Source organism: Dinoroseobacter sp. PD6, assembly GCF_028807315.1.
GTDB lineage: Bacteria > Pseudomonadota > Alphaproteobacteria > Rhodobacterales > Rhodobacteraceae > Dinoroseobacter > Dinoroseobacter shibae.
The window spans coordinates 18193-43201 of sequence record NZ_JARAMN010000016.1 but is presented as its reverse complement, the minus strand read 5'-3'; the positions used below and the strand labels follow the sequence as shown (position 1 = coordinate 43201).

25 protein-coding genes are annotated in these 25009 nt (G+C 67.9%); 16 read left to right on the top strand and 9 right to left on the bottom strand.

Annotated features, from left to right (window positions below):
- Positions 1–173: 173 nt before the first annotated feature.
- Both pheT and PVW48_RS19590 read left to right on the top strand, forming a co-directional pair.
- Entirely contained in the window at positions 174–2570 is a 2397-nt protein-coding gene (pheT, locus tag PVW48_RS19595; protein ID WP_274582634.1) for a phenylalanine--tRNA ligase subunit beta, read from the top strand.
- A gap of 286 nt (positions 2571–2856) precedes the next feature.
- Positions 2857–3327 (top strand): YtoQ family protein, encoded by a 471-nt coding sequence (locus tag PVW48_RS19590; protein WP_274582633.1) that lies wholly within the window; start codon positions 2857–2859, stop codon positions 3325–3327.
- A 4-nt stretch (positions 3328–3331) separates the two neighbouring features.
- Here PVW48_RS19590 and PVW48_RS19585 read toward each other — a convergent pair whose 3' ends face one another.
- Together PVW48_RS19585 and PVW48_RS19580 are read right to left on the bottom strand one after the other, a co-directional pair.
- On the bottom strand, positions 3332–4093 hold the full coding sequence (locus tag PVW48_RS19585; protein ID WP_274582632.1) for an aspartate dehydrogenase: 762 nt from the start codon (positions 4091–4093) through the stop codon (positions 3332–3334).
- Positions 4090–4788 (bottom strand): glutathione S-transferase family protein, encoded by a 699-nt coding sequence (locus PVW48_RS19580; protein WP_274582631.1) that lies wholly within the window; start codon positions 4786–4788, stop codon positions 4090–4092. Before PVW48_RS19580 ends, PVW48_RS19585 begins: the two co-directional genes overlap by 4 nt.
- A gap of 148 nt (positions 4789–4936) precedes the next feature.
- Here PVW48_RS19580 and mscL point away from each other — a divergent pair, with 148 nt between their 5' ends.
- From mscL to PVW48_RS19565, 3 genes are all read left to right on the top strand, one after another.
- Positions 4937–5332: a large-conductance mechanosensitive channel protein MscL gene (gene mscL / locus PVW48_RS19575; RefSeq protein WP_274582630.1), complete on the top strand. Its 396-nt coding sequence runs from the start codon at positions 4937–4939 to the stop codon at positions 5330–5332.
- 85 nt (positions 5333–5417) lie between these two features.
- Positions 5418–6395 (top strand): sterol desaturase family protein, encoded by a 978-nt coding sequence (locus PVW48_RS19570; RefSeq protein WP_274582629.1) that lies wholly within the window; start codon positions 5418–5420, stop codon positions 6393–6395.
- The gene (locus tag PVW48_RS19565) at positions 6392–7543 is read left to right on the top strand and encodes an acyltransferase family protein (RefSeq protein WP_274582628.1); all 1152 of its coding nucleotides are present in this window, start codon (positions 6392–6394) and stop codon (positions 7541–7543) included. Before PVW48_RS19570 ends, PVW48_RS19565 begins: the two co-directional genes overlap by 4 nt.
- Before the next feature lie 9 nt (positions 7544–7552).
- On the opposite strand, the gene ald is transcribed toward PVW48_RS19565, so the two are convergent.
- Positions 7553–8668, bottom strand: a complete 1116-nt coding sequence (ald, locus tag PVW48_RS19560; protein ID WP_012176926.1) for an alanine dehydrogenase — start codon at positions 8666–8668, stop codon at positions 7553–7555.
- 141 nt (positions 8669–8809) lie between these two features.
- Between ald and PVW48_RS19555 the strand changes: the two genes are divergently transcribed.
- A complete protein-coding gene (locus tag PVW48_RS19555) occupies positions 8810–9268 on the top strand; it encodes an Lrp/AsnC family transcriptional regulator (protein ID WP_274582642.1) in 459 nt (152 codons plus the stop codon).
- Positions 9269–9359: 91 nt separating this feature from the next.
- Here the strand turns inward: PVW48_RS19555 and rpsU are convergent, their stop codons facing one another.
- Positions 9360–9566, bottom strand: coding sequence for a 30S ribosomal protein S21 (rpsU, locus tag PVW48_RS19550; protein ID WP_012176928.1), 207 nt, complete (start codon positions 9564–9566; stop codon positions 9360–9362).
- Positions 9567–9687: 121 nt separating this feature from the next.
- Here rpsU and PVW48_RS19545 point away from each other — a divergent pair, with 121 nt between their 5' ends.
- Together PVW48_RS19545 and PVW48_RS19540 are read left to right on the top strand one after the other, a co-directional pair.
- A complete protein-coding gene (locus tag PVW48_RS19545; protein ID WP_274582627.1) occupies positions 9688–10386 on the top strand; it encodes a COQ9 family protein in 699 nt (232 codons plus the stop codon).
- 10 nt (positions 10387–10396) lie between these two features.
- Positions 10397–11383 carry an NAD(P)H-quinone oxidoreductase gene (locus PVW48_RS19540; protein ID WP_274582626.1) on the top strand — a complete coding sequence of 329 codons (987 nt, stop codon included), beginning with the start codon at positions 10397–10399 and terminating at the stop codon, positions 11381–11383.
- 209 nt (positions 11384–11592) lie between these two features.
- Here the strand turns inward: PVW48_RS19540 and PVW48_RS19535 are convergent, their stop codons facing one another.
- Together PVW48_RS19535 and PVW48_RS19530 are read right to left on the bottom strand one after the other, a co-directional pair.
- Positions 11593–14715, bottom strand: a complete 3123-nt coding sequence (locus PVW48_RS19535; protein ID WP_274582625.1) for an efflux RND transporter permease subunit — start codon at positions 14713–14715, stop codon at positions 11593–11595.
- 3 nt (positions 14716–14718) lie between these two features.
- Positions 14719–15870 (bottom strand): efflux RND transporter periplasmic adaptor subunit, encoded by a 1152-nt coding sequence (locus tag PVW48_RS19530; RefSeq protein WP_274582624.1) that lies wholly within the window; start codon positions 15868–15870, stop codon positions 14719–14721.
- A gap of 146 nt (positions 15871–16016) precedes the next feature.
- Here PVW48_RS19530 and PVW48_RS19525 point away from each other — a divergent pair, with 146 nt between their 5' ends.
- Both PVW48_RS19525 and PVW48_RS19520 read left to right on the top strand, forming a co-directional pair.
- Positions 16017–16622 (top strand): TetR/AcrR family transcriptional regulator, encoded by a 606-nt coding sequence (locus tag PVW48_RS19525; RefSeq protein ID WP_274582623.1) that lies wholly within the window; start codon positions 16017–16019, stop codon positions 16620–16622.
- Between the two features lie 55 nt (positions 16623–16677).
- Positions 16678–18237 carry an AMP-binding protein gene (locus PVW48_RS19520; RefSeq protein WP_274582622.1) on the top strand — a complete coding sequence of 520 codons (1560 nt, stop codon included), beginning with the start codon at positions 16678–16680 and terminating at the stop codon, positions 18235–18237.
- Between the two features lie 30 nt (positions 18238–18267).
- Here PVW48_RS19520 and PVW48_RS19515 read toward each other — a convergent pair whose 3' ends face one another.
- Complete coding sequence (locus PVW48_RS19515) at positions 18268–18915, bottom strand: ribonuclease T2 (RefSeq protein ID WP_274582621.1); 648 nt, start codon at positions 18913–18915, stop codon at positions 18268–18270.
- Between the two features lie 150 nt (positions 18916–19065).
- Between PVW48_RS19515 and PVW48_RS19510 the strand changes: the two genes are divergently transcribed.
- Entirely contained in the window at positions 19066–19818 is a 753-nt protein-coding gene (locus tag PVW48_RS19510; RefSeq protein ID WP_274582620.1) for a DUF1013 domain-containing protein, read from the top strand.
- A 78-nt stretch (positions 19819–19896) separates the two neighbouring features.
- Here the strand turns inward: PVW48_RS19510 and PVW48_RS19505 are convergent, their stop codons facing one another.
- On the bottom strand, positions 19897–20145 hold the full coding sequence (locus PVW48_RS19505) for a hypothetical protein (protein ID WP_274582619.1): 249 nt from the start codon (positions 20143–20145) through the stop codon (positions 19897–19899).
- Positions 20146–20204: 59 nt separating this feature from the next.
- The gene (locus PVW48_RS19500; protein WP_274582618.1) at positions 20205–21554 is read right to left on the bottom strand and encodes a S8 family peptidase; all 1350 of its coding nucleotides are present in this window, start codon (positions 21552–21554) and stop codon (positions 20205–20207) included.
- Between the two features lie 194 nt (positions 21555–21748).
- On the opposite strand from PVW48_RS19500, the gene secE reads away from it, so the two are divergent.
- From secE to PVW48_RS19475, 5 genes are all read left to right on the top strand, one after another.
- A complete protein-coding gene (gene secE, locus PVW48_RS19495) occupies positions 21749–21949 on the top strand; it encodes a preprotein translocase subunit SecE (protein WP_012176940.1) in 201 nt (66 codons plus the stop codon).
- Positions 21950–22150: 201 nt separating this feature from the next.
- The gene (nusG, locus tag PVW48_RS19490) at positions 22151–22684 is read left to right on the top strand and encodes a transcription termination/antitermination protein NusG (protein WP_274582617.1); all 534 of its coding nucleotides are present in this window, start codon (positions 22151–22153) and stop codon (positions 22682–22684) included.
- A 103-nt stretch (positions 22685–22787) separates the two neighbouring features.
- Positions 22788–23213: a 50S ribosomal protein L11 gene (gene rplK, locus PVW48_RS19485; protein WP_274582616.1), complete on the top strand. Its 426-nt coding sequence runs from the start codon at positions 22788–22790 to the stop codon at positions 23211–23213.
- Position 23214: 1 nt separating this feature from the next.
- Positions 23215–23913, top strand: a complete 699-nt coding sequence (rplA, locus tag PVW48_RS19480) for a 50S ribosomal protein L1 (RefSeq protein ID WP_012176943.1) — start codon at positions 23215–23217, stop codon at positions 23911–23913.
- 352 nt (positions 23914–24265) lie between these two features.
- Positions 24266–24994 (top strand): VPLPA-CTERM sorting domain-containing protein, encoded by a 729-nt coding sequence (locus PVW48_RS19475; protein ID WP_274582615.1) that lies wholly within the window; start codon positions 24266–24268, stop codon positions 24992–24994.
- Positions 24995–25009: the final 15 nt, after the last annotated feature.

The window sequence follows — 25009 nt, the reverse complement described above, 5'->3', positions numbered from 1 at the left end:
CCGGGGCCGGTTAATATTTCGTTAACCTGACCCGGAGCTACCCCCGTCCCATGGCGGAAATGTGGCATGACCGGGGCCGGGCGGTGGTCCGGCAAAATCTCCCGCCGCTCTTCCCCGTCCCGCGCCCTTCGGATAAGAGCAGGCCAAGCACGCAAAACCGCAGGACCGGCCCGATGAAATTCACGCTCTCCTGGCTCAAGGACCACCTTGAGACCGACGCCACCCTGGACGAGATTCTCTACGCCCTGACCGATCTCGGGCTCGAGGTCGAAGGGGTCGAGAACCCCGCCGCCAAGCTGTCGGATTTCGTGGTGGGCAAGGTGCTGCGGGCCGAAAAACACCCCGAGGCCGACCGGCTCAAGGTCTGCCAGGTCGAATACGGCGACGGCCCCGTACAGATCATCTGCGGCGCACCCAACGCGCGGGAAGGCATCACCGTGGTCGTGGCCCGGCCCGGCGTTTACGTGCCCGGCATCGACACCACCATCGGCGTGGGCAAGATCCGCGGTATCGAGAGCCATGGCATGATGGCCTCCGAGCGCGAGCTCGAGATGTCGGATGAGCATACCGGCATCATCGAACTGCCCGAGGGCGAGATCGGCCAGAGCTTCCCGGACTGGCTCGCCGCCCACGATCCTGCCCGCGTCGATCCGGTGATCGAGATCGCCATCACCCCGAACCGCCCCGACGCGCTGGGCGTGCGCGGCATTGCCCGAGATCTGGCCGCCCGCGGCCTCGGCACGATGAAGGCCCGCGACGTCGCCCCGGTGCCCGGCGCCTTCCCTTGTCCGATCACCGTCACCATCGACGACGACACAAGGGACGCGGCCCCCGTCTTCTACGGCCGCCTGATCCGCGGCGTCAAAAACGGCCCCTCGCCCGAGTGGCTGCAAACCGCCCTGCGCGCCATCGGCCTGCGCCCGATCTCGACCCTGGTCGATATCACCAACTTCTTCACCTATGACCGCAACCGGCCCCTTCACGTCTTCGATGCCGACAAGGTCGCAGGTTGCCTGCGGGTCCATGCGGCCAAGGGCGGCGAGACTTTCACCGGGTTGGACGAGAAGGAATACGTGCTCGCGCCCGGCATGACGGCGATCTCCGACGACAACGGCGTCGAAAGCCTCGCGGGCATCATGGGCGGCCTGCACTCCGGCTGCACCGAGGACACCGGCAATGTCTTTGTCGAGGCGGCCTATTTCGACCCGGTCCGCACCGCCTATACGGGCCGCGCGCTCAAGATCAATTCCGACGCGCGCTACCGGTTCGAGCGCGGGATCGACCCGGCCTGGACGCCCGAGGGGATGGAACACGCCACCCGCATGATCCTTGACCTGTGCGGCGGCGAGGCCTCCGACGTGGTGGTCGCGGGTGCGCTGCCGGATGTTGCCCGCGCCTACAAGCTCGATACCGACCGGGTCCAGAGCCTCGTGGGCATGGACATCGCCCCCGAGATCCAGCGCGCCACGCTGGAGGCGCTGGGCTTCACCCTGGAGGGCGACATGGCCCATGTGCCGAGCTGGCGCCCGGATGTGATGGGCGAGGCCGATCTCGTCGAAGAGGTCGCCCGCATCGCGTCACTCACCAAGCTCCAGGGTCGCCCCCTGCCGCGCGCGTCCACCGGCGTGCCGAAGCCGGTCGTGACCCAAGGCCAGCGGCGGCAAGCCTTGGCGCGGCGCACTGCGGCGGCGCTCGGGTACAACGAGTGCGTGACCTATTCCTTCATCGACCAGCCCACCGCGGCGCTTTTCGGTGGCGGCACCGAGGCGACCGAGCTGGAAAATCCGATCTCCTCCGAGATGAGCCATTTGCGCCCCGCGCTGCTGCCCGGTCTGATGCAGGCCGCTTCCCGCAACCAGGCGCGCGGCATCATGGATCTCGCGCTCTTCGAGGTCGGCCCGGCCTTCCATGGCGGCGAGCCGGGCGAGCAGCACACGCTGATCTCCGGCCTGCTGGTCGGGCGCACCGGGCCCAAGGACGTGCGCGGCGAAAGCCGCCCCGTAGACGTGTTCGACGTCAAGGCCGATGCCGAGGCGATCCTCGCGGCCATCGGTGCCCCCGCCAAGGTGCAGATCCTGCGCGGCGCCCAAGGCTGGTGGCACCCCGGTCGGCACGGCAAGATCTGCCTTGGCCCCAAGAAGGTGCTCGGCGTATTTGGCGAGTTGCACCCGCGCGTGGTGGCGGCCATGGATCTCAAGGGACCGGTGATGGGCTTTACCCTCTGGCCCGACGAGGTGCCGATGCCGCGCAAGACCTCTGCCACCCGGCCCGCGCTGGAGGCCCGCGACCTGCAGGCAGTCGAACGCGATTTTGCCTTCGTGGTGGACGCGCAGGTGGAGGCGCTGGCGCTTACCAACGCCGCCGCCGGGGCCGACAAGACGCTGATCGAAGAGGTCCGCGTGTTCGACGAGTTCATCGGCGGCGCCTTGGGCGAGGGCAAGAAATCGCTGGCCATCACCGTGCGGCTGCAACCGACGGACGCCACCCTGACCGAGAAAGAGATCGAAGCGGTGGCTGCCCGGATCGTGGCCAAGGTCGAAAAGGCCACGGGCGGCGTGCTGCGCGGCTGAGCCCGCGCCAACCAAGCGGTTTCGAAACCGCTTGGCCCTCGGGCCCGACCCGAATGTCCAGGGCCGCGCTATGCGCCTCGTCCGACCCGGCTGTGCGCGGTGTCCCTTGCGCAAACGTCCGGTCCAGAGCACCCCAAGCGGTTTCGAAACCGCTTGGTCGCTTGCGGCTGACCTCTCGCGCAAACCCCAACGCCGACCCGGAGCGGTTGCCAGGCGCGCCGAGGGGGATACCTAACACCCCGCGCAGGGGCTACGATGCCCGCGACACCGAAAAAGGAGGGGACCCATGGGCCTGAACATCTATCTGTCCGGCGAAATTCACACCGATTGGCGCGAGCAGATCGTCGAGGGGGCCGCGGGGCTGGACGTCACATTCAACGCGCCGGTCACCGATCACGCGGCCAGCGACGATTGCGGCGTGGCGATCCTCGGGGCCGAGCCGAACAAGTACTGGCACGACCACAAGGGCGCCATGGTCAACGCCATCCGCACCCGCAAGGGCATCGCCGACGCGGATGTCGTCGTCGTCCGCTTCGGCGAGAAGTACAAGCAATGGAACGCGGCCTTCGACGCGGGCTATGCCGCCGCGCTGGGCAAGTCGATCATCGTGCTCAATCCGCCGGAGCATCAGCACGCCCTCAAGGAGGTGCACGCCGCCGCCCTTGCCGTGGCCGAAACCCCGGCCCAGGTGGTCGAGGTGCTGCGCTACGTGCTGACTGGCGCGCTGCCCGCCGGGCAGTCTGCCGCCGCCGAGTAACCGCTCAGACCACCCACGCGGCGTCCCGGTTCCGGATCGCCCGCAACAGGCTCATTGCCGTGGTGGCCGAAGTGCCGGGCGTGTCCGAAGGGCGCGCCCGCACCGAAAACGTCATCTCCGCCGTGTCCGAGATCACGTCGTAGGCATGACTATTGCCCGCCGCGTCCGGGTCGGCCACCAACCGCGCCTCGGTCTTGTCGAACCCCGCCCCGGCCAGTGCCAGCGTCGCGGCCACATTCGCGTTCCTGGGAAATCTCAGCGCCGCCTGTCGCGCCGTGCCTTCGAACAGCGTCACCGGCCCGTCCAGAGCCGACAGGTCCCGCCCGCCCGCCGCCGGGCTGCCCGCCCAGGCCGCGGGCGGCTTGATACCCGTGTAGCGCACCGCGCGCAGGCTGTTCTTCGGCAGGGCCGCCAACAGGTCGAGCCCGCCAATCGCCCCCGCCGGGATCGTCAGCTGCGCGCCATGGGCAGGCGCGGCGCGGAAGGCGGCCTCGGTCTCCGGATCCGCAAGCACGCCGACCGACGCCATCAGCACATCGATCCCTGCGGCCAGCAGGTCCGGCAGGTACGCGCGCGCCGCCCCGTGCCCCGCGGCCTCCACCACCAGGTCCGGCGCGAAGGCGCGCAGCGCCGAGAGGTCTGATACTGCCATTACCTCGGGCGCCTCGGCCCCGCTGCGGGTCAGGGCGACCATCTCCGCCTGCCCGGCCATTCCCACCGCCACCGCGCGGTTGATCGCGCCCAGTCCGATCAGGGCCAGCTTCATGCGGGCCGCGCCGGAATGTTGAGGCCTTTCTGCACCGCGGGCCGTGCCAGGAACCGGTCCAGATACGCCACGAGGTTGGGATGATCCGCCCAGCCCACCAGCTCCCGCGCGCCGTAGAAGTCCAGCGCGCGCAGCCAGGGCACGATGGCAATATCGGCGATGGAATATTCCCCGGCGATCCAATCCCGCCCTTCCAGCGCCCCTTCGAGCACGGCCAAGAGCCGCCGCGCCTCGCTCACGTAGCGATCCCGGGGGCGCGGGTCCTCGATCGCGGCCCCGGCGAACTTCACGAAGAACCCCAACTGCCCCAGCATCGGGCCGAGCCCGCCCATCTGGAACATCAGCCATTGGGTCACGACCGCCTTCTCGGCGGCATTGCGCCCGGCCAGCTTGCCGGTCTTCTCCGCGAGATAGAGCAGGATCGCGCCGCTTTCGAACAGGCCCAGCGGTCCCTCCGGCCCGTCGGGGTCGATGATCGCGGGGATCTTGTTGTTGGGGTTGAGTGACAGGAACGCGGGGCTTTTGACGTCCGTGTCCGACAGCGTGACGAGATGCGGCTCATAGGCGAGGCCCAGCTCCTCCAGCGCGATGGATACCTTCACCCCGTTCGGGGTGGGAAAGGAATACAACTGGATCACGCCCGGATCTTCGGCGGGCCAGCGAGCGGTGATCGGAAAACGGGTCAGGTCGGACATCAGGGCCTCCTTCGGCAATGTTTTGCAAAGCTATGCGGTTTTGGGGCGGAAAACACCGGCGGGCCTGTTAACCTTTGCGCGCACCTTCTGTGCATCCGTGCAAAACGCGGGGCGGGGGTGTGCGTGTTCAGTTCAAGGGAGAGCAATCATGCTCAACGAATTCAAGCAATTCATCGCAAAAGGCAATGTGATGGACATGGCCGTCGGGATCATCATCGGGGCCGCGTTCACGGCCATCGTCACCTCGCTGGTCGAGGACCTGATCAACCCGATCATCAGCCTGTTTACCGGGGGGCTCGACTTTTCCGGGCTCGGCCTGGCCCTGACCGAAGGCGAGGAAGCCGCGGTCTTCGCCTACGGAAACTTCATCATGGCGGTCATCAATTTCCTGATCATCGCCTGGGTGGTGTTCCTGCTGGTCAAGATGGTCAACCGTATCAAGGAAATGGCCGAGAACGAGCCCGAGGAAGCCCCGGCGGAGGACCCGGGCCCGACGGAAAAGGAACTGCTGACGCAGATCCGCGATTCCCTGGCCAAGTCCTGAGCGGGCGGGGCCGGCCATGAAATCGCCCCGGGAATAACAAACTGGAAAGCTATGCCATGGCACGGTCGGTGAAAGGACGCGTGCCATGGACCTGCTTTCGAACTACCTGCGCGATCTGGGCGCGGTGCCCTTCAACATGAACCTGCGCATCTCGCTGGTCTACCTGCTGTGCACTGTGGTGCTGGCGGGCGCGATCTGGATCTGGCGGGGGCGGCCCACGGGCTTCCTGTCCTGGCTGCTGCCGGCGTCGGTCTACCGGCATCGCTCCAACCTGCTCGATATCAAGCTCTTTCTGACCAATCGGCTGGTGGATGCCTCGGGGCTGGCGGGGGCGGTGTTCTTCCCGCCCCTGGTGGCGATCGGGCTGATCGGTCTGTGGGCGGATGTCGCGGGCTACAACCCGCCCCCCGAAACCTGGGGCCGGACCTTGCTGGCGACGATCATCATCGTGATGGCCTCGGATTTCTGCAAATACTGGGCCCACCGGTGGCACCATCAATGGAAGGTGCTCTGGCCATTTCACGCGGTGCACCACTCGGCCGATGTGCTGACGCCGCTCACGGTGATGCGCGCCCACCCGGTGGAGACGCTGCTGCGCAACCTGCTGATCACCGTGGTTGTGGGCGTGGTGCAGGCGGTGGTGCTAATTCTTGTGCTGGGTCAGATCGATTTCGTCACCATCGGCGGGGCGAACGCGCTCTACGTGCTTTTCAACGCGCTCGGCGCCAACCTGCGCCACAGCCATATCTGGCTGAGCTACGGTGCGGTGCTGGAGCATGTGTTCATCTCCCCCGCCCAGCACCAGGTGCACCATTCGGTCGCGGTCGAGCACCATGACAAGAACTACGGCTCGATCTTCGCCCTTTGGGATTGGGCCTTCGGCACGCTCTACATCCCGCCCCGGCAGGAAGCGTTGACCTTCGGCATTTCCGACGCCGCGGGCAACCGGATCCCGCAGCCCCATGAAACCCTGGGCGCAGCCCTGCTCACCCCCTTCGCCGAAAGCATCGCGGCCGCCCGCACCGGGGAGGACGCCGCCGCGCCGGAGTTGCGCGAGCCATGAGCGGCGCGCGCCCCATGTCGCCGGGCTTCTCGCTCTGGCTCGATGTGCTGCGGGCGGGCGCGGCGCTGACGGTGCTGTTCGGGCACATGGCCCATACCCGTTTCACCCGGGGCGACTACCAGGTGCTGCGCGACTGGAACCTGGCCAGCGACGCGGTGGTGGTGTTTTTCGTGCTGTCGGGCGTGGTGATCGCCTATGCGGCGGAACGCGACGGCACCCTCGGCCGCTTCGCCTTTCACCGGCTGACCCGGGTGCTGTCGGTGGTGGCCCCCGCGCTCGTGCTGACCCTGCTGTTCGACGCGATCGGCCAGCGGCTCGACCCGCGCGCCTACCAGCCCCCGTTCTTCGAGGCCCTGCCGGTGGCCGAGATGCTCTGGCGCGGGCTCAGCTTCACCAACGAATGGCAGGGGCTGTCGGACCGGGTGCGCCTGGGCTCCAACGGGCCGCTCTGGTCGCTGAGCTACGAGGTCGCCTTCTACGCCCTCTTCGCCATCGCCTTCTATCTGCGCGGGTTCTTGCGCTGGGTGCTCCTCGCGCTGGGCGCGCTCCTCGCGGGGTTGCCGATCCTGGCACTCATGCCCTGCTGGCTTCTGGGCGTCGCGCTCTGGCACCATATCCAACGCGCCCTGGCGCTGCCCCGGTCCCGCGCCTGGGCCCTCGCCCTCGGCGGCCCTGTCACCCTCGTTGCGCTCAAGGCCGCAGGTCTGGCCCCGTTTCTCAGCGCGCTCACCGCCGCGGCGGTCGCCCCCGCCAGTCACCACGCCCTGCTCGGCTATTCCGACGAGGTGCTGTGGAACACGTTGCTCGCGCTCTGCGTCGCCGCCCACCTGCGCGGGGTCCATGCCCTCTGCGTCGGCCGCACCGCACCGCACCGGGGCCGCCCCGCTCGCGCCGTGCGCTGGATCGCGCAGGGCAGCTTTTCGCTCTATGTCCTCCACTACCCGGTACTGCACCTGCTGGATGCGGGCCTGCCCGAGGCGCTGCCGGGCTACGATTTGTGGCTGCTGGCCCTGACGCTCTTGGCCTGCTTCGCCTTCGCCGCTCTGTTCGAGCGTCGCCTGCCGCAGCAGCGCGCCCGCCTGCGGCAGCTCTGGTGCAGATTGCACAAGCCTCGCTCGGATCGCCCGGAACGCGCCTTGTCGGGATAACCCCGCGGCTCAGGCCGCCAGCAGGTCGGCCTCGGTCACCGGCAGACCCAGCGCCTCGCCCACCGCCCGGTAGGTCAGCTTGCCCGCGTGCACGTTCAGCCCCGCGCGCAGATGCGGGTCCGCCCTTACAGCCGCGCGCCAGCCCTGATCCGCGATCTGCAGCATGTAGGGCAGGGTCGCATTGCCCAGCGCGATGGTCGAAGTCCGTGCCACCGCGCCGGGCATATTCGCCACGCAGTAATGCAGGATGCCGTCCACCTCGTAGATCGGGTCCCGGTGCGTCGTCGCCCGCGAGGTCTCGAAACACCCGCCCTGATCGATGGCCACGTCCACGATCGCGGCACCCGGCTTCATGTCCGCCAATTGCGCGCGGCTCACCAGCTTGGGGGCTGCGGCCCCGGGGATCAGCACCGCGCCGATCACCATGTCCGCCTGCGCCACCAACTCCGCCGTCGCGGCGCGCGAGGCATAGCGGTTCGCGAACCGCCCTCCGAACACGTCGTCGAGATATCGCAGCCGCGACAGCGAGCGGTCCAGAACCGTGACCTTCGCGCCCATGCCCGCGGCGACCCGGGCCGCATGGGTGCCGACCACGCCGCCGCCGATCACCACAACCTCCGCCGCGCCGACCCCGGGCACACCGCCCAGCAGCACACCGCGCCCGCCATTGGCCTTCTGCAGGGTCCAGGCGCCCATCTGCGGTGCCAGCCGCCCGGCCACTTCGGACATCGGCGCCAGCAGCGGCAGCGTGCCATCGGGCGCCGTCACGGTCTCATAGGCGATCGCGGTCACACCCGAGGCCAGCAGCTCGCGCGTCTGCGCCGGGTCCGGGGCCAGGTGAAGATAGGTGAACAGCACCTGATCCTCGCGCAGCATCGCGCGCTCCACCGCCTGGGGCTCCTTGACCTTCACGACCATGTCGGCCTTGGCGAAGACCTCCTCGGCGGTGTCCACGATCCGCGCCCCGGCTGCGATGTAGTCGGCATCCTCGAACCCCGAGCCGACACCAGCGCCCGCCTGCACCAGCACCGCGTGGCCATGGGCGACGGCCTCGGCCGCGGCAGCGGGGGTGAGCCCGACACGGAATTCCTGGGGCTTGATCTCTGTCGGGCAACCGATGCGCATAAAAACCTCCCTGCATGAACTTTATGCTCTGAAATTGCCACGAACGGCGCTCAAGTGCTTTGAAAAGCCCTGTGCTGGATGGCCATGACATGCTAAAATTTTGCATCAATCATCTCGAAAACAGGAAAATTTTGCGCCATGATCGCCTTGGACGACACGGATCGCCGTCTGCTTTCGGCCCTTCAGAGGGCCGGGCGCCTGTCCAACGCCGAGTTGTCGGAGCGTGTGCACCTGTCGCCTTCGGCCTGCCACCGCCGCGTCGCCCGGATGGAGGCGGCAGGCGTCATCAAGGACTACGTCGCCCTCGTCGACCCGCGCGCCGTGGACCGCAAGACCACCGTCTTCGTCGAGGTCACCCTGTCGGGCCAGGCCGATGCGGTGCTCGCCGCCTTCGAGGCGGCCGTCGCACAGGTGCCCGAAGTGCTCGAATGCCACCTGATGGCGGGATCGGCGGATTACCTGCTCAAGGTCGTGGCCCAGGATACTGAGGCGTTCGCCGCCCTCCACCGGCGCCACCTGGCCACCCTGCCGGGGGTCGCGCAGATCCAGTCGAGCTTCGCCTTGCGGACCGTGTTCAAGACCACCGCCCTGCCGCTTTGATGCAAAGCGTGCGCCGCGAAACAACAAACCCCCGGGCAAAGCCACGGGGGTCGTCGTTTCGAACAGCAAAGATGTTCGGGCGCGGTGGGGCCTAGAGCCCGCCTTCGCGCTGGGCTTTCTTGCGTGCGAGTTTACGGGCACGGCGAATGGCTTCTGCCTTCTCGCGTGCTTTCTTCTCGGAGGGCTTCTCGTAATGCTGCTTGAGCTTCATTTCCCGAAACACGCCCTCGCGCTGGAGCTTCTTCTTCAGAGCCCTCAGTGCCTGGTCGACATTGTTGTCGCGTACGCTGACCTGCATGTGGTTGTCACCACCTTCCTAAGTTTGTGTTGCGTCAGATTGCAGGAGGTGGCCGTATAGCAAGGGACGCCCTAGTTGTCCAGCAACGTTGATTGCCTGTCAGTCCTGAATAGGAGCTCCCATGGAAGACACCCGTTCGACCCCGGAATTGCGCGCAGCACTGCTGGATGCCGCCCTGATTCACGTGGCCTTCGACGGCTGGTCCCAGGCCACGTTCGCGGCGGCCTGCACCGATGCCGATATCGACCCCGCACTGGCCAAGAGCCTGTTTCCCCGCGGCGCGGTGGATCTGGCTCTGGCCTTCCACGCGCGCGGCGATGCCGAGATGGTTGCCCGCATCAAGCGTGAACCGCTGGACGGTCTGCGTTTCCGCGACCGGATCGCGGCGGCGGTGCGGTACCGGCTGGAGGCGGTGGAGGACAAGGAAGCCGTTCGCCGCGCAACCACGCTCTTTGCGCTGCCGGTCTATGCCGGGGAAGGGGCCAAGGCGGTCTGGGGCACCTGCGATCTGATCTGGGAGACGCTCGGCGACCGGTCGGACGATTTCAACTGGTACTCCAAGCGCGCGACCCTGTCGGGGGTCTACAGCGCGACGGTGCTCTATTGGCTGGGTGACACGTCGGAGGATCACGCGGCGACCTGGGCCTTCCTGGATCGCCGGATTGACGATGTGATGAAAATCGAACAGGTGAAGGGCGCGGTGAACAAGAACCCGCTTCTGCGCGGGCTGATGACCGGCCCGAACTGGGTTCTGAGCCAGATCAAGCCGCCCTCGAAACTGCCCCGGGCGGACCTTCCGGGGTCCTACCGGCCGAAATAGGACTGCTTCCATGACCCTGCCCGAGACCATGCGCGCCGTTGAAATCACGGAACCTGGTGGACCCGAGGTGCTGCGCCCCTGCACCCGGCCCATGCCGGTGCCCGGCGCGGGACAGATCCTGATCAAGGTGGCCTATGCGGGTGTGAACCGGCCCGACGCGCTGCAGCGGGCGGGCTCCTACGCGCCGCCGCCGACCGCGAGCGACCTGCCGGGGCTGGAAGTGGCGGGCGAGGTCGTGGCGACCGGCCCGGACGTGGCGCGCTGGGCGGTGGGCGATAGGGTCTGCGCCCTGACCCCGGGCGGGGGCTACGCGGAATACGTGGTCTGCCCCGCCGCACACGCTTTGCCGGTGCCCGAGGGCATGCCCATGGATCAAGCGGCGGCCCTTTGCGAAAATCATTACACGGTCTGGTCGAACGTGGTGACCCGGGGCGGGCTGACGGGCGGCGAGCGGTTCCTTGTTCATGGCGGGTCCTCCGGGATCGGGACCGTGGCGATCCAATTGGCCCATGCCCTGGGCGCACGCGTCTTTGCCACCGCCGGGTCCGCTGCGAAATGCGCGGCCTGCGTGGACCTCGGCGCCGAGCGCGCGATCAACTACCGCGAGGAGGATTTCGTGCCCGTCCTGCAAGGCGAAGGCGGGGCGGACCTGATCCTCGACATGGTGGGCGGCGACTACATCCCACGCAACCTCAAGAGCCTCGCCGAGGACGGGCGGCTGGTGCAGATCGCGTTCCTGCAGGGGCCGAAGGTGGCGGTGAACTTCGCGCCGCTGATGATGCGGCGGCTGACGATCACCGGCTCGACCCTGCGGCCGCAATCGGACCTGGCCAAAGCGCGGATCGCGGCGGATCTGGAGCGCGAGGTCTGGCCGCTGTTGGCGGCGGGACGGATCAAGGTGGTGATGGACAGCGAGTTCGCGCTCGAGGACGCGGCCAAGGCCCATGCCCGCATGGAAAGCTCCGCCCATATCGGCAAGATCGTCCTGAAGGTCTGAGTGCCGCGCCCGCCACGGGGCCAAGCGGTTTCGAAACCGCTTGGTGGCGCGTCTTCGGGGCGAGTTCGCGCAGTTCTTAACGCGGACCCCCGAAACACGCCCCGACCCGCCGACAAATTTTTTCAAGGAATCGTGGTGCCCCAGGGGCTTGCAGAGATTTGTTTCGCATGCGAAACATTCAATTTCCTGAATAGGTTAACCCGCCCGCCTCACTCCGCCGCGATCTTCAGCTCCGCGTGGCCAGGGCGGGTTGTCGCCCGGCCCTCCGTCTCCGGTCGGCGCGGGCGTAGAAGCGCAAAGAGCGGCGGCGTGAAATAGAAGCTGACCACGGTCGAGAGCAGCACGCCCCCCGCAACCGCCATGGCAAAGGGCGGCCAGAAGCCCCCGCCCGCCAGGATCAGGGGCAGGAATCCGCCGAAGGTCGTCAACGTCGTCGACAGGATGTGGCGCGAGCCGTCCATCACCACTTGTGCCATCGCATCCCGGTCCCCGGCGGCGGCGGCCCTGTCCTGTTGCAGACCCGTCAGGATGATGATCGCCGCGTTGATCGACACCCCAATGGAGCCGATCACCCCGATGATCGCGGTGATCCCGAACGGGTACTGGAACACCGCCAGCGACAGCAGGCTCAGCCCTGCCGAAAGCCCCGCCACCACAAGGGTCACGGCGGCCAGCCGGAAGGATCCGAAGGTCAGCACGATGGTCGCCAGCGACAGGGTCACGATCAGTCCCAAGGGCGCCAGAAGCCGGTTCACCGTGTCGTTGCGCGCATCGGCGTCGCCGCCAACGGCCATCTGGTAGCCCGCGGGCAGCGCGAAGCCCGCCGCGTCGATCGCGACCTGGGCACGCACCAGTGCCTCCTGCGGCAGCAGGTCGGGCGCGATGAAGGCCTGCACGGTGTTGACCCTTGTGCCGTCCTGCCGCGCGATGGGGCTGTCGGACGGGACCAGCGCGATCTTGGCAATGGCGGAGAGGGGGAACGCAGGCAAGGTCCGGCTTGAACGGCCGTTCCCCGGTGGTGGCACGATGAGCATCTGGGAGATACGCTCCAGGTCGTCCCGCGTTCCCGCCCCCAGCTGCACCCGGACGGGCAGCTGTTCGGAGGCCTCGATCAGCGACCCGCCGGTCACCCCGTCGAGGCCGGATTGCAATTGCCGGGCCACGTCCGCGAGGCTGAGCCCGGCCAGTTGCGCCGCGGCCTCGTCGATCTCGACCTGCACCTTGGGCGCGCCGCCCTCGTAGCTGGCACGCACGGTGGTGATCCCCTCGACGCCCAGCAGGATGGCGCGCAGCCGCTCGCCCTCGGCGCGCAGCACTTCCAGCGTGGGGCCCTCCAGCCGGAACTCCACGGGCGCGTCCACGGGCGGGCCCTGGATCAGCCCGCGCACCAGGATGCGGGCCTCGGGGAAGGCGGCGGTCAGAGAGGTCTGCAGCGGGTCGAGCAGGTCGGCGGTGGCCTCGGGCGCGGCGGTGGTGATCAGCGCCTGGGCAAAGCCCGGCGCGCCCTGCCGGGAGCCGACGATGTTGTAGTAGAAGGCCGGCGCGCTCTCGCCCAGGGTCCAGGCGACGCGGGTGATGCCGGGGGTGTCGCGCAGGAGCGCGTCCATCTCTTCGACCAGGGCGTGGGTGCGGCTGAGCGCGGCACCGGGGGCGAGGTCCACCTCGATATGGAACTGGTCGCGGTCCACGCCCGGGAAGAACTGCGCGGTCAGGGTGGGAAAGCTGGCAAAGCCCATCGCCGGCAGCACGAGGGCCAGCGCGACGGACCGGACCGGGTTGCGCACCGACCAGCGCAGCGATGCGTGAAAGGCCCGGCCTGCCAGGCCAGAGGGCAGGCCCGCGCCGCGCCCGCCCTCGGGCAGCAACCAGCCCGCGAGCGCCGGCGTGATGGTCAGGGCGATGATCAGCGACCAGATCAGCATCAGCACCACGGCGATGGCGATCGCCCCCACGAAATCCCCCGCGCCGCCGGGCAGCAGGATCATCGGCACGAAGCTGAGCGCGGTGGTGACGGTGGAGGCCAGCAGGGGCGCGAAGAGGCGTTTGACAGCCGTATCCACCGCGTCCATCCGGGAGGCGCCCGCGCGCAGGCGTTGCCGGATGTCGTCGGTCATCACGATCGCCGCATCCACCAGCAGCCCGAGCGCCACGATCAGCCCCGTGACGCTCATCTGGTGGATCGGCAGGCCGATGAAGTTCATCGAGGCAAGGGTCGCGAGGCTGACCAGCGGCAGGACGGCGGCCACGATCAGGGCCGCGCGCACGCCGAGGGTCACCAGCAGGACCAGCACCACCAGCCCGACGCCGATGGCCATGTTCAGGGCCACCTCGCTCAGCCGGTCGGCGGTATAGACCGCCTGGTCGAAGATCTGCTCCACCGTCAGGGAGGCGGGCAGGAGGGGCGCGAAGGCGGCCACCTCGTCCCGGATCCAGCCCATCCAGACGTCGATCTGCAGCCCCTCGTTGGCCTGCACGCCCAGCAGGATCGCTTCCTGTCCGTCCACAAGGGCGATGGCGGGGGCGGGGTCGCGGGGGCTGCGACTGATCTCGGCCACGTCGCCGAGGCGGGTGACCTGGCCCTGCGGGCCGGTGGCGAGCACGATCTGGCGCAGGCGGTCGAGGGCTTCGATATCGCCCTGCACATCGAGCAGGATGTCGGTACTGCCGCTGACCAGGCGGCCGGACTGGACCTTGGCGTCCGCGGCGCGCACGGCCGCCGAGACCGCATCCGGTGTCAGCCCGAGCGCTGCGATGGCGGCGGGGTCGAGGGTGACGCGGACCTCTTCGGTGGGGGTGCCCCAGCTCTCGACGCTCTTGGTACCGGGGACGTTGCGCAGGCGTTCGGCCAGTTCCTCGGCGGTGCGGGCGAGCACGGCGGGGTTGGCGGCCGCGCCGCTGGGTTTGACGGCGAAAATGGCGCCGACGGCGGCGATGCCCTCGCTGTCGAATTCCGGGGGGCGGACGCCTTCGGGGAAGGTGCGGGCCACGTCCGCCACGCCGTCGCGGGCCTTGGACCAGATCTCTTCGATGATGGCGGGGTCGGTGGCCTCGTCGAGTTGCAGGGAGATGATCGAGATGCCCGTGGCGGAGGTCGATTTGATCTCGTCCATGTCCGCAAGCGTGCGCATCTCGTCTTCGAGGGGTTGGGAGATCAGCGCCTCGATCCGGCTTGGCTCCGCACCCGGATAGAGGGTCGTGATGGTGGCGTTGAGGTTGGTGATGGTCGGGTCTTCCTGCCGTCCGAGCGACAGGAAGGCCGAGAGCCCCGCGGCGATGATGACCAAGAGGGTGAGGGCGACGAGGCGCGGGTTGCGGAAGGGCAGGGTGCGCATGGCTCAGCTCGCGGGCGTGGGCGCGACGCGCTGGCCCGGCGCGATCCGGTGGGCGCCGGCGGGGACGTAGCGCGCGGCCTGCGGAAAGGTGCCGGTGACGAAGGCGCGGGTGCCCGTGGCGTGCAGCACCTCGACCGATTCACGGCGCAGGATGTCGCCGTCATCGAGCAGGTAGAGCGTCCAGAGCCCCTGGATGCCTTCGGAAAGGGCCGAGAGCGGCACCCAGGCGCCGCGGCCCGGCACCTCGCGGGTCATCTCCAGCGTGGCGAGCGTGCCCGACGGTGCGGGGCGGTCGAGGGTGAAGACCGCCGCACGGGTCCGGGTGACCGGGTCGAGGTCCGGGCGCAGCCGGTCGAGCGTGGCGGTGGCCGTCCCGCCCGGCAGGGTCACCGGGAAGGTGGCGTCGGGGCCGAGGGTCTGCGCCAGCGCGTCGGGCAGGCCCACGCGCAGCTGCGGGGCTTCGGTCTCCTCGATCCGCAGGACTGGGGTGCCGCCGCCGAGCCGTGCGCCTTCGTCGCGCAGCCGCGCGGCGATGGTGCCGTCGAAGGGTGCGGTGATCTGGGATTTCGACAGGGCCACGTCGAGGGCGAGGATGGCGGCGTCGGCCTGGGCGATCTGCGCCTCCGCCTCGGCCAGACGGAACCGTGCTTCGTCGGCGCGCTGGGCGGAGGCGAAGTCCGAGGCGGCGAGGCGCTCCTGGCGCGCGGAGGTCAACTCGGCCAGGTCGCGCCGGGCGCGGGCGGCGTCACGGGCGGCGACCTGGGCGGCACGGTCGGCCTGCTGGGCGCGGATATCGAGCCGGGCGAGCACGTCGCCCGCCGCCACCCGGTCGCCTTCGTCCACCAGCACTTCGGCCAGGGTGCCGCCCGCCTCGAACCCCAGATCGGCGCTGCGGGCCGGTTCGACCTGGCCGGTGAAGCGCGCGGTGACTGCGTAGCTGTCCTCGATCACGAGGGGGGCGGTCTGCACCGGCAGCACCGTTTCGGGGCGGGCGGGCCCGTCCTGCTGCGCCCGGGCGGCGATCAGGCCGCTGCCGCCCATTACCAGCCCGGCGGCCAGTGCGAGGGTCAGGCCGGTGCCGGTGAGGATGCCGAGGCGCCGCAGACCCCGCCGGGTCCGGGACGGGCGGAGCGGGCTGGCGGGATCCTTTGGCATGGCGGGCTCCTTGCGGTGCGGGCGGCGAGAAGTTAGAGTGACTTACATTGCGAAAGACATAAATCGACGGTGTTAGAATGTCTAACATTAAATCCCGCTTGATCGGTTTTTCGCCGAAGGTGCCCTGCAAACAAGGGGATATGCGCGTGAAACAGGCAACCAGGGTCACCGGCAAGGCGGGCTATCACCATGGCGACCTGCGCCAGCAGTTGGTCACGGCGACGCGCGAGCTGATTGAGGAAAAGGGGCCCGAGGCGTTCTCGGTTTCCGAGGCCTGCCGCCGGGCGGGGGTGTCCACGGCCGCGCCCTATCGCCATTTCGGGGACAAGACCGACATGATCGCGGCGGTGATCCTCGAAGGCATGGCGGAGATGACCGCCGCCCTCCACGCCGCCGCGGTCCCTCATCCCCACGGCTCGGTCGAGGGGATCTCGGCCTCGGGCGTGGCCTATGTCGCCTTCGCCGAGGCCCATCCGGCGGTGTTCCGGTTGATGTTCGCGGAAAACTCGGGCCGCGCGGATGTCGAGGAAGCGGGGCATACCTGTTATTCCGGGTTGCTCATGCAGGTGGCGGCATATCTGGGCAAGGACGCGGTCGATGAGGAGGTGCTGGCCGTGTCCTTCCCGCTCTGGACCTTCGTGCATGGCCTGTCCTTCCTGCGCATCGACGGGAAGGCGGAGTTCGCGCGGATGCACATGCCCGTGGCGGACCTCGTGTCGGACGCCACGCGGCGGCTGCTGACCGGGCGTTAGATTTCTCTCCCAAGACCGGGCGCGTTTGCTAGGCTCGGGTCCGGGAGGATATGCCATGAAAATCTACCGCAGTCCGTTTGCGGATGTGCCACTGCGCGACCTGTCGATCACCGAGGCGTTGTTCGAGGGGTTGGCAAGGCGCGGCGATGCCCCGATCCTGATCGACGGGCCGAGCGGCGCGGCGATGACGGGCGCGCAGCTGGAAGGACGGATCCGGGCCTGCGCGGGCGGGTTGCGGGCGCGCGGGATCGGGCGGGGGGATGTCGTGGCGATCATGGCGCCGAACATGCCCGACTATGCCACGGCCTTTCATGGCGCGGCCTTTGCCGGGGCGACGGTCACCACCCTGAACCCGACCTACACCACCGAGGAAGCGGCCCACCAGCTGCGCGACAGCGGCGCGCAGATGCTGGTCACCGTGCCGGCCTTCGCCGATCTGGCCGCTGAGGCGGTGCAGGGCACGGGCGTCACCGAGACGGTGATGATGGGCACGACCGGGCCCGGGTCGCTGGAGGCGCTGTTCGGCCCGCCCCTGGCGGCGCAGGTGGCGGTGGATCTTGCGCGGGATATCGTGGTGCTGCCCTATTCGTCCGGGACCACGGGGCTGCCCAAGGGGGTGATGCTGAGCCACAGGAACCTTGTGGTGAACGTGGATCAGACCGCAGAGATCATCGGCATCACGGTGCAGGATGTGACCGTGGGGTTCCTGCCGTTCTTCCACATCTACGGGATGACGGTCTTGATGAACTGCTACCTGTCCCGGGGCGCGGCGGTGGTGACCATGCCACGCTTCGACCTGGAGCAGTTTTTGTCCCTGTGTCAAACCCACCGGCCCCGGCAGCTTTACATCGCGCCGCCCGTGGCGCTGGCGCTGGCGAAGCATCCCATGGTTGATGACTACGACCTGTCGGGGGTGGAGTTCATCCTGTCCGGGGCGGCCCCGCTGGGCGGCGATGTGGCCGAGGCGGTCGGGCGGCGGTTGGGCGTCGAGATGGTGCAGGGCTATGGGATGACCGAGATGAGCCCGGTTTCCCATTTCACCCCGCCGGGGCAGAATGTGCCGGGCTCGGTCGGGCCGACCGCCCCCAGTGCCGAGAGCCGGATCGTCGATCCCGAGACCGGGGAGGATGCCGCGGAGGGTGAGGTCTGGGTCCGGGGGCCGCAGATCATGCAGGGCTATCTCAACCGACCCGATGCCACGGCCGAGACCGTGACGCCCGATGGCTGGTTGAAGACCGGCGATCTGGGCCGGTTCGACGAGGCGGGCAATCTGTTCATCACCGACCGGGTGAAGGAGTTGATCAAGGTGAGCGGGTTCCAGGTCGCCCCGGCGGAGCTGGAGGCGGTGCTGCTGACCCATCCGGCGATCACGGACGCGGCGGTGATCGGCGTACCGGACGACTCGGCGGGCGAGCGGCCCATGGCCTTCGTGGTGCGCAGCGATCCGGATCTGAGCGAGGGGGCGGTGATCGCCCACGCGGCGGAGCATCTGGCCCATTACAAGCGGATCGCGCGGGTGGCCTTTGTCGAGGCGGTGCCGAAATCCGCCTCGGGCAAGATCCTGCGGCGGCTCTTGCGGGCACAGGTCGGGGAGGACATGGCGACCGGTGCCTGAGTGGCGCTTGTCGCGGCGCGGGGCGGCGGGTCAGCGCAGCGGCGTGAGCAGAGCGTCCTGCAGTGTGCAATCGCGGAGCACATCCGCCCCGCAGCGGCGGGGCTCCAGGTCGCGGGTCAGGCAGAGCCGGGCCTCCTGGATCTGGCGGTCGCGGCAGGTGATCGTCAGCATGTCCGCGTCCCAGTCCGGGTTCTCGCGCAGAAACGCCTCTTCGACCACCGCGGCGGGCAGGGTCACGTCCCGGTCGAGCTTCCGCAGGATCTCGGGGCGGGTCACGGACTCGTAGGCGCGGCGCGAGGCGGCGAAGTAATCGGCCGCCGACAGGCCCGAGCAGCGGCCGTGTTTCCTCCACTGGTGCCAGGCGAGGCCCGACGAGCCCATGATGTCGGTCATGGCGCGGGTCATGGCGCGTGACGGGTCGCTTGCGGTGGTGCGGCAGTCGCTGGGCCAACCGGTTTCGTATTGCGGCCAGAGCCCGTGCAGGGTCCAGCCGCGGCCCGCGCCGGGCGCGCATTCCGGCGCATCCCGGTCGTCGCCTTCGCGCAGGCACCAGTTGGGCGACCAGCTCACCGCCAGCACGTAATAGTCGAATTCACCGGCCTGATCCCCGTCGGCGCGCGCCGTCGCAGGGGCCGCCAGCAGCAGGCAGAGGCACAGGACGCAGCGGAGCAAGTGCATTTCGGGCTTCCCTCAAACCGGATCGCGTCTTATATAACCGCCAAGTTCCCCCAAAGCGAGAACCCGCACCGAAGCTCGGTGCCGCCGGTTTCCGGCGCGGGGGAAGGCGTGTCTGCGGCCTCCGGGTCCGGAATTCAGGAGAACACGACAATGGCGAAACCATTGATGGCAAAGGCGACCGCGGTCTGGCTGGTCGACAACACGACGCTCAGCTTCAAGCAGATCGCGGATTTCTGCGGGCTGCACGAGCTGGAAGTGCAAGGCATCGCCGATGGCGACGTGGCCGCCGGCGTGAAGGGCTTCGACCCGATTGCCAACAACCAGCTGGAGCAGTCCGAGATCGACCGGGGCGAGAACAACCCGGGCTACACGCTGAAGCTGAAATACAACCCGGCCGCCACGGGCGAGGAAAAGCGGCGCGGCCCGCGCTACACCCCGCTCAGCAAGCGGCAGGACCGTCCGGCCTCGATCCTGTGGCTGGTCAAGTTCCACCCCGAGCTGAGCGATGGCCAGATCTCGAAGCTGGTGGGCACCACAAAGCCGACGATCCAGGCGATCCGCGAGCGGACCCACTGGAACATCCAGAACATCCAGCCGATCGACCCGGTGGCGTTGGGCCTGTGCAAGCAGACCGAGCTTGACGCCGCCGTGCAGAAGGCCGCCGCCAAGAAGGCCCGCGAGGGCGAGCTGATGAGCGATGACGAGCGTCGCAAGCTGGTCTCGACCGAGCAGTCGCTGGAGATGGAGCCGGAGCCGCGGATGCCCACGGCGATCTCGGGGCTCGAAAGCTTCACCCTGCTGGGCAATGACGACGACGAGGACGAGGACAAGAGCACGCTGGTCGATGCCGACAGCCTGTTCAACCTGCCCGACAGCAAGGATGACGAGGACGAGCAGCCCTGATCGGTCGGGCCTTGCGAGACAGGGGCGCGTCCTGCGGGGCGCGCCTTTTGCGTTATTCGGGGGTGGTTTCGGGCGGGGTCAGATCGCCGACATCTTGCGGTCGATCTCGACCCAGTCGACCTCCGGCGCGGCCTTGACGGTACTCAGCATGTCCGCACGGTCGAGTGTGCAACTCAGGAACCCGTAGGTCTCGAATGTCTCGAAGGTCACGGGGTGGGCATGGATATGCTCTTCGACCCAAGCATCGCGCGCCTCGCTCGGCAGGGCCTTGAGCGTCTGCGCGGCATGCGGTTTCAGCCCGATATGCACTTTCAGCGTGGTATCCATGGATCAAAGCTAGGCAGCGGGACGGGGCCGGTCAACCGTGCCGGCCCCGTGCGCATGTTTCAGCCCACCGGCACGCCGGGGTTCGCGGGCACCTGCACGAGGCCCGCGCCGAAGTCGCGCACCGGGCCGAGGGCGGTGGCCTGCATCTTCATCAGGGCGCGCAGGTCGTCGCCCCTGGTCGTCGGGTCCGCCTGCAGGTGCAGGGCGGCGACCCCGGCCACATGGGGCGTGGCCATCGAGGTGCCGCTGATCCGGCGGTACCCGCCCCCGGTCCAGGCCGAATGCACGCCGACACCTGGCCCGGCGATATCCAGCAGCCCGATCCGGTCGACCTGCCCGCAACTGAAATCGCCCGGGTCCATGCGCCGGTCCACGGCGGCCACGGCCATGGCGCCGGGGCAGGCGGCGGGGTTGCCCACCGGCGCGATCAGGCCGGGGCGGTCGCTTTCGTTGCCGGCTGCGCAGATCGGCAGGACGCCTTCGGACAGCAGGCGGCGAAAGACCATCTCGTAAACCCGGGAGAAGCCCGCGCCCTCGGCCCGCGCAGAGCCCAACGACATGGAGATCACCTGCGCGCCTTCGTTCAGCGCCCAGGTGATGCCGTCGATGATCTGGCTCATCATGCCGAACCCGTCATCGGCCAGAACCTTGCCCACCAGCAACTCGGCCCCCGGCGCCACGCCGTAGCGCGGCCCGAGCGCGGGTTGCAGCGGGCCTGCGACGGTGCCGCAGCAATGGGTGCCGTGGCCATGGCCGTCCTGCGCCGTCTCGGTCCCGACAAAAGAGGCGGTGCGCGCGCCAAGCACATCCGTGAAGTCCGGGTGGGTGAGGTCGAGCCCGGTGTCGAGCACGGCGACCTTCACCCCCTCGCCGGTCAACTCCGGGCGTCGGTCCGATCCGATGGCGTCGAGGCCCCAGGTCGTCCAGCTGCGCGGCCGCCAGAATCCCTGCGCCCCCGCCGGTCCCGTGGGGCGGGGGCCCTCGCCGAGCAGCATGTTCGCGAGATCGCGCACCCCGCGCAGATACGCGTCCCTCTCGGCCCCCATCGCGCGGGAGGGCGGGCGTAGACCCTCTTCGGCCTCCTGCGCTTCGGCGGGATCGAGGCGCACCGGGCGCGGGATCGACATGACCTCATTGCGCTCCACCGCCGCGATGCCGGACTGGTCGCGCATGTCCCTCGCCTCTGCCTCGGTCATGTCCATCTCGGCTACCGCAAGGCGCTCATAGAGCAGCGCGCTGGTCTTGCGGGCGCCGCGCGCCTGGAACCGCAGGGCGCCATTCGCACCCTTGGGGCTGCGGTCGCCCAACATGGACGACAGCATTGCCGCATTGTTTTCCGAGGGTTTCTCGAAAACCACGATGTGTGTGGGATGGCCGTCGCGGTTGAGAACCTGTCCACTGCCGGGCATGGGAATTCCTTTCACTTTGCAAATAGCTGTTGCGCCTTAAAATGATCGGCACACACCGAAGCGTAGCAGAGTTCCGAATTTGCGACAAACCCGTCGGCGGCACACTGCCACGGGGCGCGCGGCAAAGCGCCTTGAAATCTTCACAAGGGCGGCGTATCTGCACGGGGTCCGACACCGAGAGGCAATGCGTACCGATGGCCATCACCAATCCTTTCCAGTTCCTGCAGCAGGTGCGCGCCGAGGTCAGCAAGGTGACCTGGCCAACCCGCAAGGAGGTCATGGTCACGTCCCTGATGGTGTTCGCCATGGCGATCCTGACGGCGATCTTCTTCTTCTTCGTGGACTGGATGATCCGGACCGGCCTGCAGTTCGTGCTGAACTTCTTCGGCGGCTGACGCGGGCTTTCCGTCCGGGCGGTTGCGCGGGTTCTAAAGCGGTTGAAATCCCCCCTGTTCGGCGTTACACGCCCCACCATCCCAACCCGTAGCGTGCGTCGATTCGAGCCGCACGCTGCTTTTCATTTGGGGTGACACAACCGGAATGAGGCGGGGGCGCGCGCCCGCGCACTGCGCCCGAGGGGCAAGGAAGCGAACACAATGGCCAAACGGTGGTACTCTGTCAGCGTCCTCTCGAATTTCGAGAAGAAGATCGCCGAGCAGATCAAGCACGCCGTCGAAGAGGCAGGGCTTGAGGACGACATCGAAGAGGTGCTTGTCCCGACCGAAGAGGTCATCGAGGTCCGCCGCGGCAAGAAGGTCACCGCCGAGCGTCGCTTCATGCCCGGCTATGTGCTGGTGCGGATGGAGATGACCGACCAGGGCTATCACCTGATCAACTCGATCAACCGGGTCACCGGGTTTCTCGGCCCCCAGGGCCGGCCCATGGCCATGCGCGATGACGAGGTGAACCAGATCCTCAACCGGGTCGAAGAGGGCCAGGAGGCACCGCGCAGCCTGATCACTTTCGACATCGGCGAACAGGTCAACGTGACCGACGGACCCTTCGAGGGCTTCTCGGGCAGCGTCGAGGAAGTGGACGACGACAACAACCGTCTGAAGGTGACGGTATCGATCTTCGGCCGGGCGACCCCGGTCGAGCTGGAATTCACGCAGGTCACCAAAACGTCCTGAGTGATGAGACGTGGGAGGCGGCGGTCACGCGTGACCGCACCGTACCACGAGCACCCCTGTCCGGCCGCCGCGGCGGTTCGGATGCTGTAAAAGGAGAGGCCAGATGGCCAAGAAACTCGCAGGCACGATGAAGCTGCAAGTGCCCGCCGGACAAGCGAACCCGTCCCCCCCCGTGGGCCCGGCCCTGGGTCAGCGCGGCATCAACATCATGGAATTCTGCAAGGCGTTCAACGCCAAGACGCAGGACATGGAGCCCGGCGCGCCGTGCCCCACCGTGATCACCTATTACCAGGACAAGTCCTTCACGATGGAAATCAAGACGCCGCCCGCGTCTTACTACCTCAAGAAGGCGGCCAAGGTGAAATCCGGGGCCAGCACCCCGTCGCGCCAGACCGTCGGCACGGTGACCGTCGCACAGGTGCGCGAGATCGCCGAAGCGAAGATGAGAGATCTGAACGCCAACGACATCGAAGGCGCGATGAAGATCGTTCTGGGCTCTGCCCGCTCCATGGGCATCGAGGTGAAGTAAGATGGCAAAGCTTGGAAAACGCACCCGCGCCGCGCGCGAGGCCGTGGCCGGCAAGTCCGACCTGACCGTGGAAGAGGCCGTCGCCCTGATCAAGGCCAACGCGACCTCGAAATTCGACGAGACCGTCGAGATCGCCATGTGCCTGGGCGTCGACCCGCGCCATGCGGACCAGATGGTGCGCGGTGTGGTCAGCCTTCCGAACGGCACGGGCAAGACCGTGCGCGTGGCTGTCTTCGCCCGTGGCCCCAAGGCCGAGGAAGCGCAGGCGGCCGGCGCGGACATCGTGGGCGCAGAGGACCTGATGGAGACGATCCAGTCCGGCAAGATCGAGTTCGACCGCTGCATCGCGACCCCGGACATGATGCCGATCGTCGGACGCCTGGGCAAGATCCTGGGCCCGCGGAACCTGATGCCGAACCCCAAGGTCGGCACCGTGACCATGGACGTCAAGGCCGCCGTCGAAGCCGCCAAAGGCGGGGAAGTGCAGTTCAAGGCCGAGAAGGCCGGTGTGGTGCATGCCGGCGTCGGCAAGGCGTCCTTCGACGAGGCCAAGCTGGTTGAGAACGTGCGCGCCTTCGTGGACGCGGTCTCCAAGGCCAAGCCGTCGGGCGCCAAGGGGTCCTACATGAAGAAGATCGCGCTCAGCTCCACCATGGGCCCGGGCGTGACGGTCGCTGTGGACAGTGCAACGGGCAACTGAGCCTTGTGATGATGCGGAATTCGGGCGGCCTTCGGGTCGCCCTTTTTCGTGGGTTGGCTGCGGTTTGCGCAGGTGCACGTGAAACCCGACAGAGCACATCCCACCGGAATGCCGGATACCGCCGCCACAGGGGGTGACCTGAGTGTCGCTCCCATGCCGAGGGCGAGCACAACGATTCGGATCGACCAGCAGCCCCATTCACGCCAATCGCGCAACGAAGCCGCGCCTTTACAGGCATTGTTCTGAAAGACCTGCCATCCGCGATCCTTGGGGGCCGTTTCGTGCGACATCTTGCATCGCGCAAATGAAGATGGTAACTATTTCGTTAATACTAGTGCGAAAGGTAACGAGAATGCGAGTATTCGGAAAAGCGGGCATCGCCGCTGCGTCAACCCTGGCCTTTGCGGCTTTCATGGCGACCGGCGCGGCAGCTGCCCCAGTGACCCTATTCATGCAGAACAACGGCGACACGTTCAACGGCGGTGGGAACCTGCATGTGAACGTCGCCAGCCCGACGGCCAACGCCATGGCGGGCGGCTTCCGGCTCAAGGATGGGGACGACAACGCGTTCGTGGCGTGGTGCCTGGACATCATGAACAATCTGGCCATCCCGGCCGGTGGCCAGCAGTACAACACCACCACGGCGCCGTTCACCAATACCACCGGCGCCCTGGATCCGGTGACCCTGGCGAATGTCGAAGGTCTCTTCGAGACGGCGTACAGCTCGGTCGACATCACCGACAATGCGCAGTCGGCGGGCTTTCAACTGGCGCTTTGGGAAGTGCTGTATGAAACGGATGCCACCTTCGATCTGACCGCGGGTACGTTCAGCCAATCGAAGTCCGGAAGCGCACAGGACGCTGCCGAAGCGGCTGCGAACAGCTACCTCGCGTTGCTGGCAGGCGGGGTCGTGACGCAGGGCTACAACTTCACCTACTACGAATCCGGAACGACGGGCACTGGCGATCAACTGAGCCAGAACCTCGTCTCAGTGGCGCCAGTGCCGCTGCCGGCTGCGGCCTGGATGCTGGGTCTCGGTCTTGCAGGGCTCTACGGGGCGCGGCGCCGCCGGAAAGCCTGACCAATCTCGATCCGC

Bases quoted from the DNA above. Each gene is read 5' to 3' on its own strand.
- secE (WP_012176940.1), top strand. From the start codon at position 21,749: ATGGCCATCACCAATCCTTTCCAGTTCCTGCAGCAGGTGCGCGCCGAG.
- mscL (WP_274582630.1), top strand. From the start codon at position 4,937: ATGCTCAACGAATTCAAGCAATTCATCGCAAAAGGCAATGTGATGGAC.
- PVW48_RS19515 (WP_274582621.1), bottom strand. From the start codon at position 18,915: ATGCACTTGCTCCGCTGCGTCCTGTGCCTCTGCCTGCTGCTGGCGGCC.
- PVW48_RS19540 (WP_274582626.1), top strand. From the start codon at position 10,397: ATGACCCTGCCCGAGACCATGCGCGCCGTTGAAATCACGGAACCTGGT.
- pheT (WP_274582634.1), top strand. From the start codon at position 174: ATGAAATTCACGCTCTCCTGGCTCAAGGACCACCTTGAGACCGACGCC.
- rpsU (WP_012176928.1), bottom strand. From the start codon at position 9,566: ATGCAGGTCAGCGTACGCGACAACAATGTCGACCAGGCACTGAGGGCT.
- PVW48_RS19545 (WP_274582627.1), top strand. From the start codon at position 9,688: ATGGAAGACACCCGTTCGACCCCGGAATTGCGCGCAGCACTGCTGGAT.
- PVW48_RS19585 (WP_274582632.1), bottom strand. From the start codon at position 4,093: ATGAAGCTGGCCCTGATCGGACTGGGCGCGATCAACCGCGCGGTGGCG.
- PVW48_RS19570 (WP_274582629.1), top strand. From the start codon at position 5,418: ATGGACCTGCTTTCGAACTACCTGCGCGATCTGGGCGCGGTGCCCTTC.
- PVW48_RS19510 (WP_274582620.1), top strand. From the start codon at position 19,066: ATGGCGAAACCATTGATGGCAAAGGCGACCGCGGTCTGGCTGGTCGAC.
- nusG (WP_274582617.1), top strand. From the start codon at position 22,151: ATGGCCAAACGGTGGTACTCTGTCAGCGTCCTCTCGAATTTCGAGAAG.
- rplK (WP_274582616.1), top strand. From the start codon at position 22,788: ATGGCCAAGAAACTCGCAGGCACGATGAAGCTGCAAGTGCCCGCCGGA.
- PVW48_RS19520 (WP_274582622.1), top strand. From the start codon at position 16,678: ATGAAAATCTACCGCAGTCCGTTTGCGGATGTGCCACTGCGCGACCTG.
- PVW48_RS19565 (WP_274582628.1), top strand. From the start codon at position 6,392: ATGAGCGGCGCGCGCCCCATGTCGCCGGGCTTCTCGCTCTGGCTCGAT.
- PVW48_RS19530 (WP_274582624.1), bottom strand. From the start codon at position 15,870: ATGCCAAAGGATCCCGCCAGCCCGCTCCGCCCGTCCCGGACCCGGCGG.
- PVW48_RS19475 (WP_274582615.1), top strand. From the start codon at position 24,266: ATGCGAGTATTCGGAAAAGCGGGCATCGCCGCTGCGTCAACCCTGGCC.
- PVW48_RS19580 (WP_274582631.1), bottom strand. From the start codon at position 4,788: ATGTCCGACCTGACCCGTTTTCCGATCACCGCTCGCTGGCCCGCCGAA.
- PVW48_RS19500 (WP_274582618.1), bottom strand. From the start codon at position 21,554: ATGCCCGGCAGTGGACAGGTTCTCAACCGCGACGGCCATCCCACACAC.
- PVW48_RS19505 (WP_274582619.1), bottom strand. From the start codon at position 20,145: ATGGATACCACGCTGAAAGTGCATATCGGGCTGAAACCGCATGCCGCG.
- PVW48_RS19535 (WP_274582625.1), bottom strand. From the start codon at position 14,715: ATGCGCACCCTGCCCTTCCGCAACCCGCGCCTCGTCGCCCTCACCCTC.
- PVW48_RS19590 (WP_274582633.1), top strand. From the start codon at position 2,857: ATGGGCCTGAACATCTATCTGTCCGGCGAAATTCACACCGATTGGCGC.
- ald (WP_012176926.1), bottom strand. From the start codon at position 8,668: ATGCGCATCGGTTGCCCGACAGAGATCAAGCCCCAGGAATTCCGTGTC.
- rplA (WP_012176943.1), top strand. From the start codon at position 23,215: ATGGCAAAGCTTGGAAAACGCACCCGCGCCGCGCGCGAGGCCGTGGCC.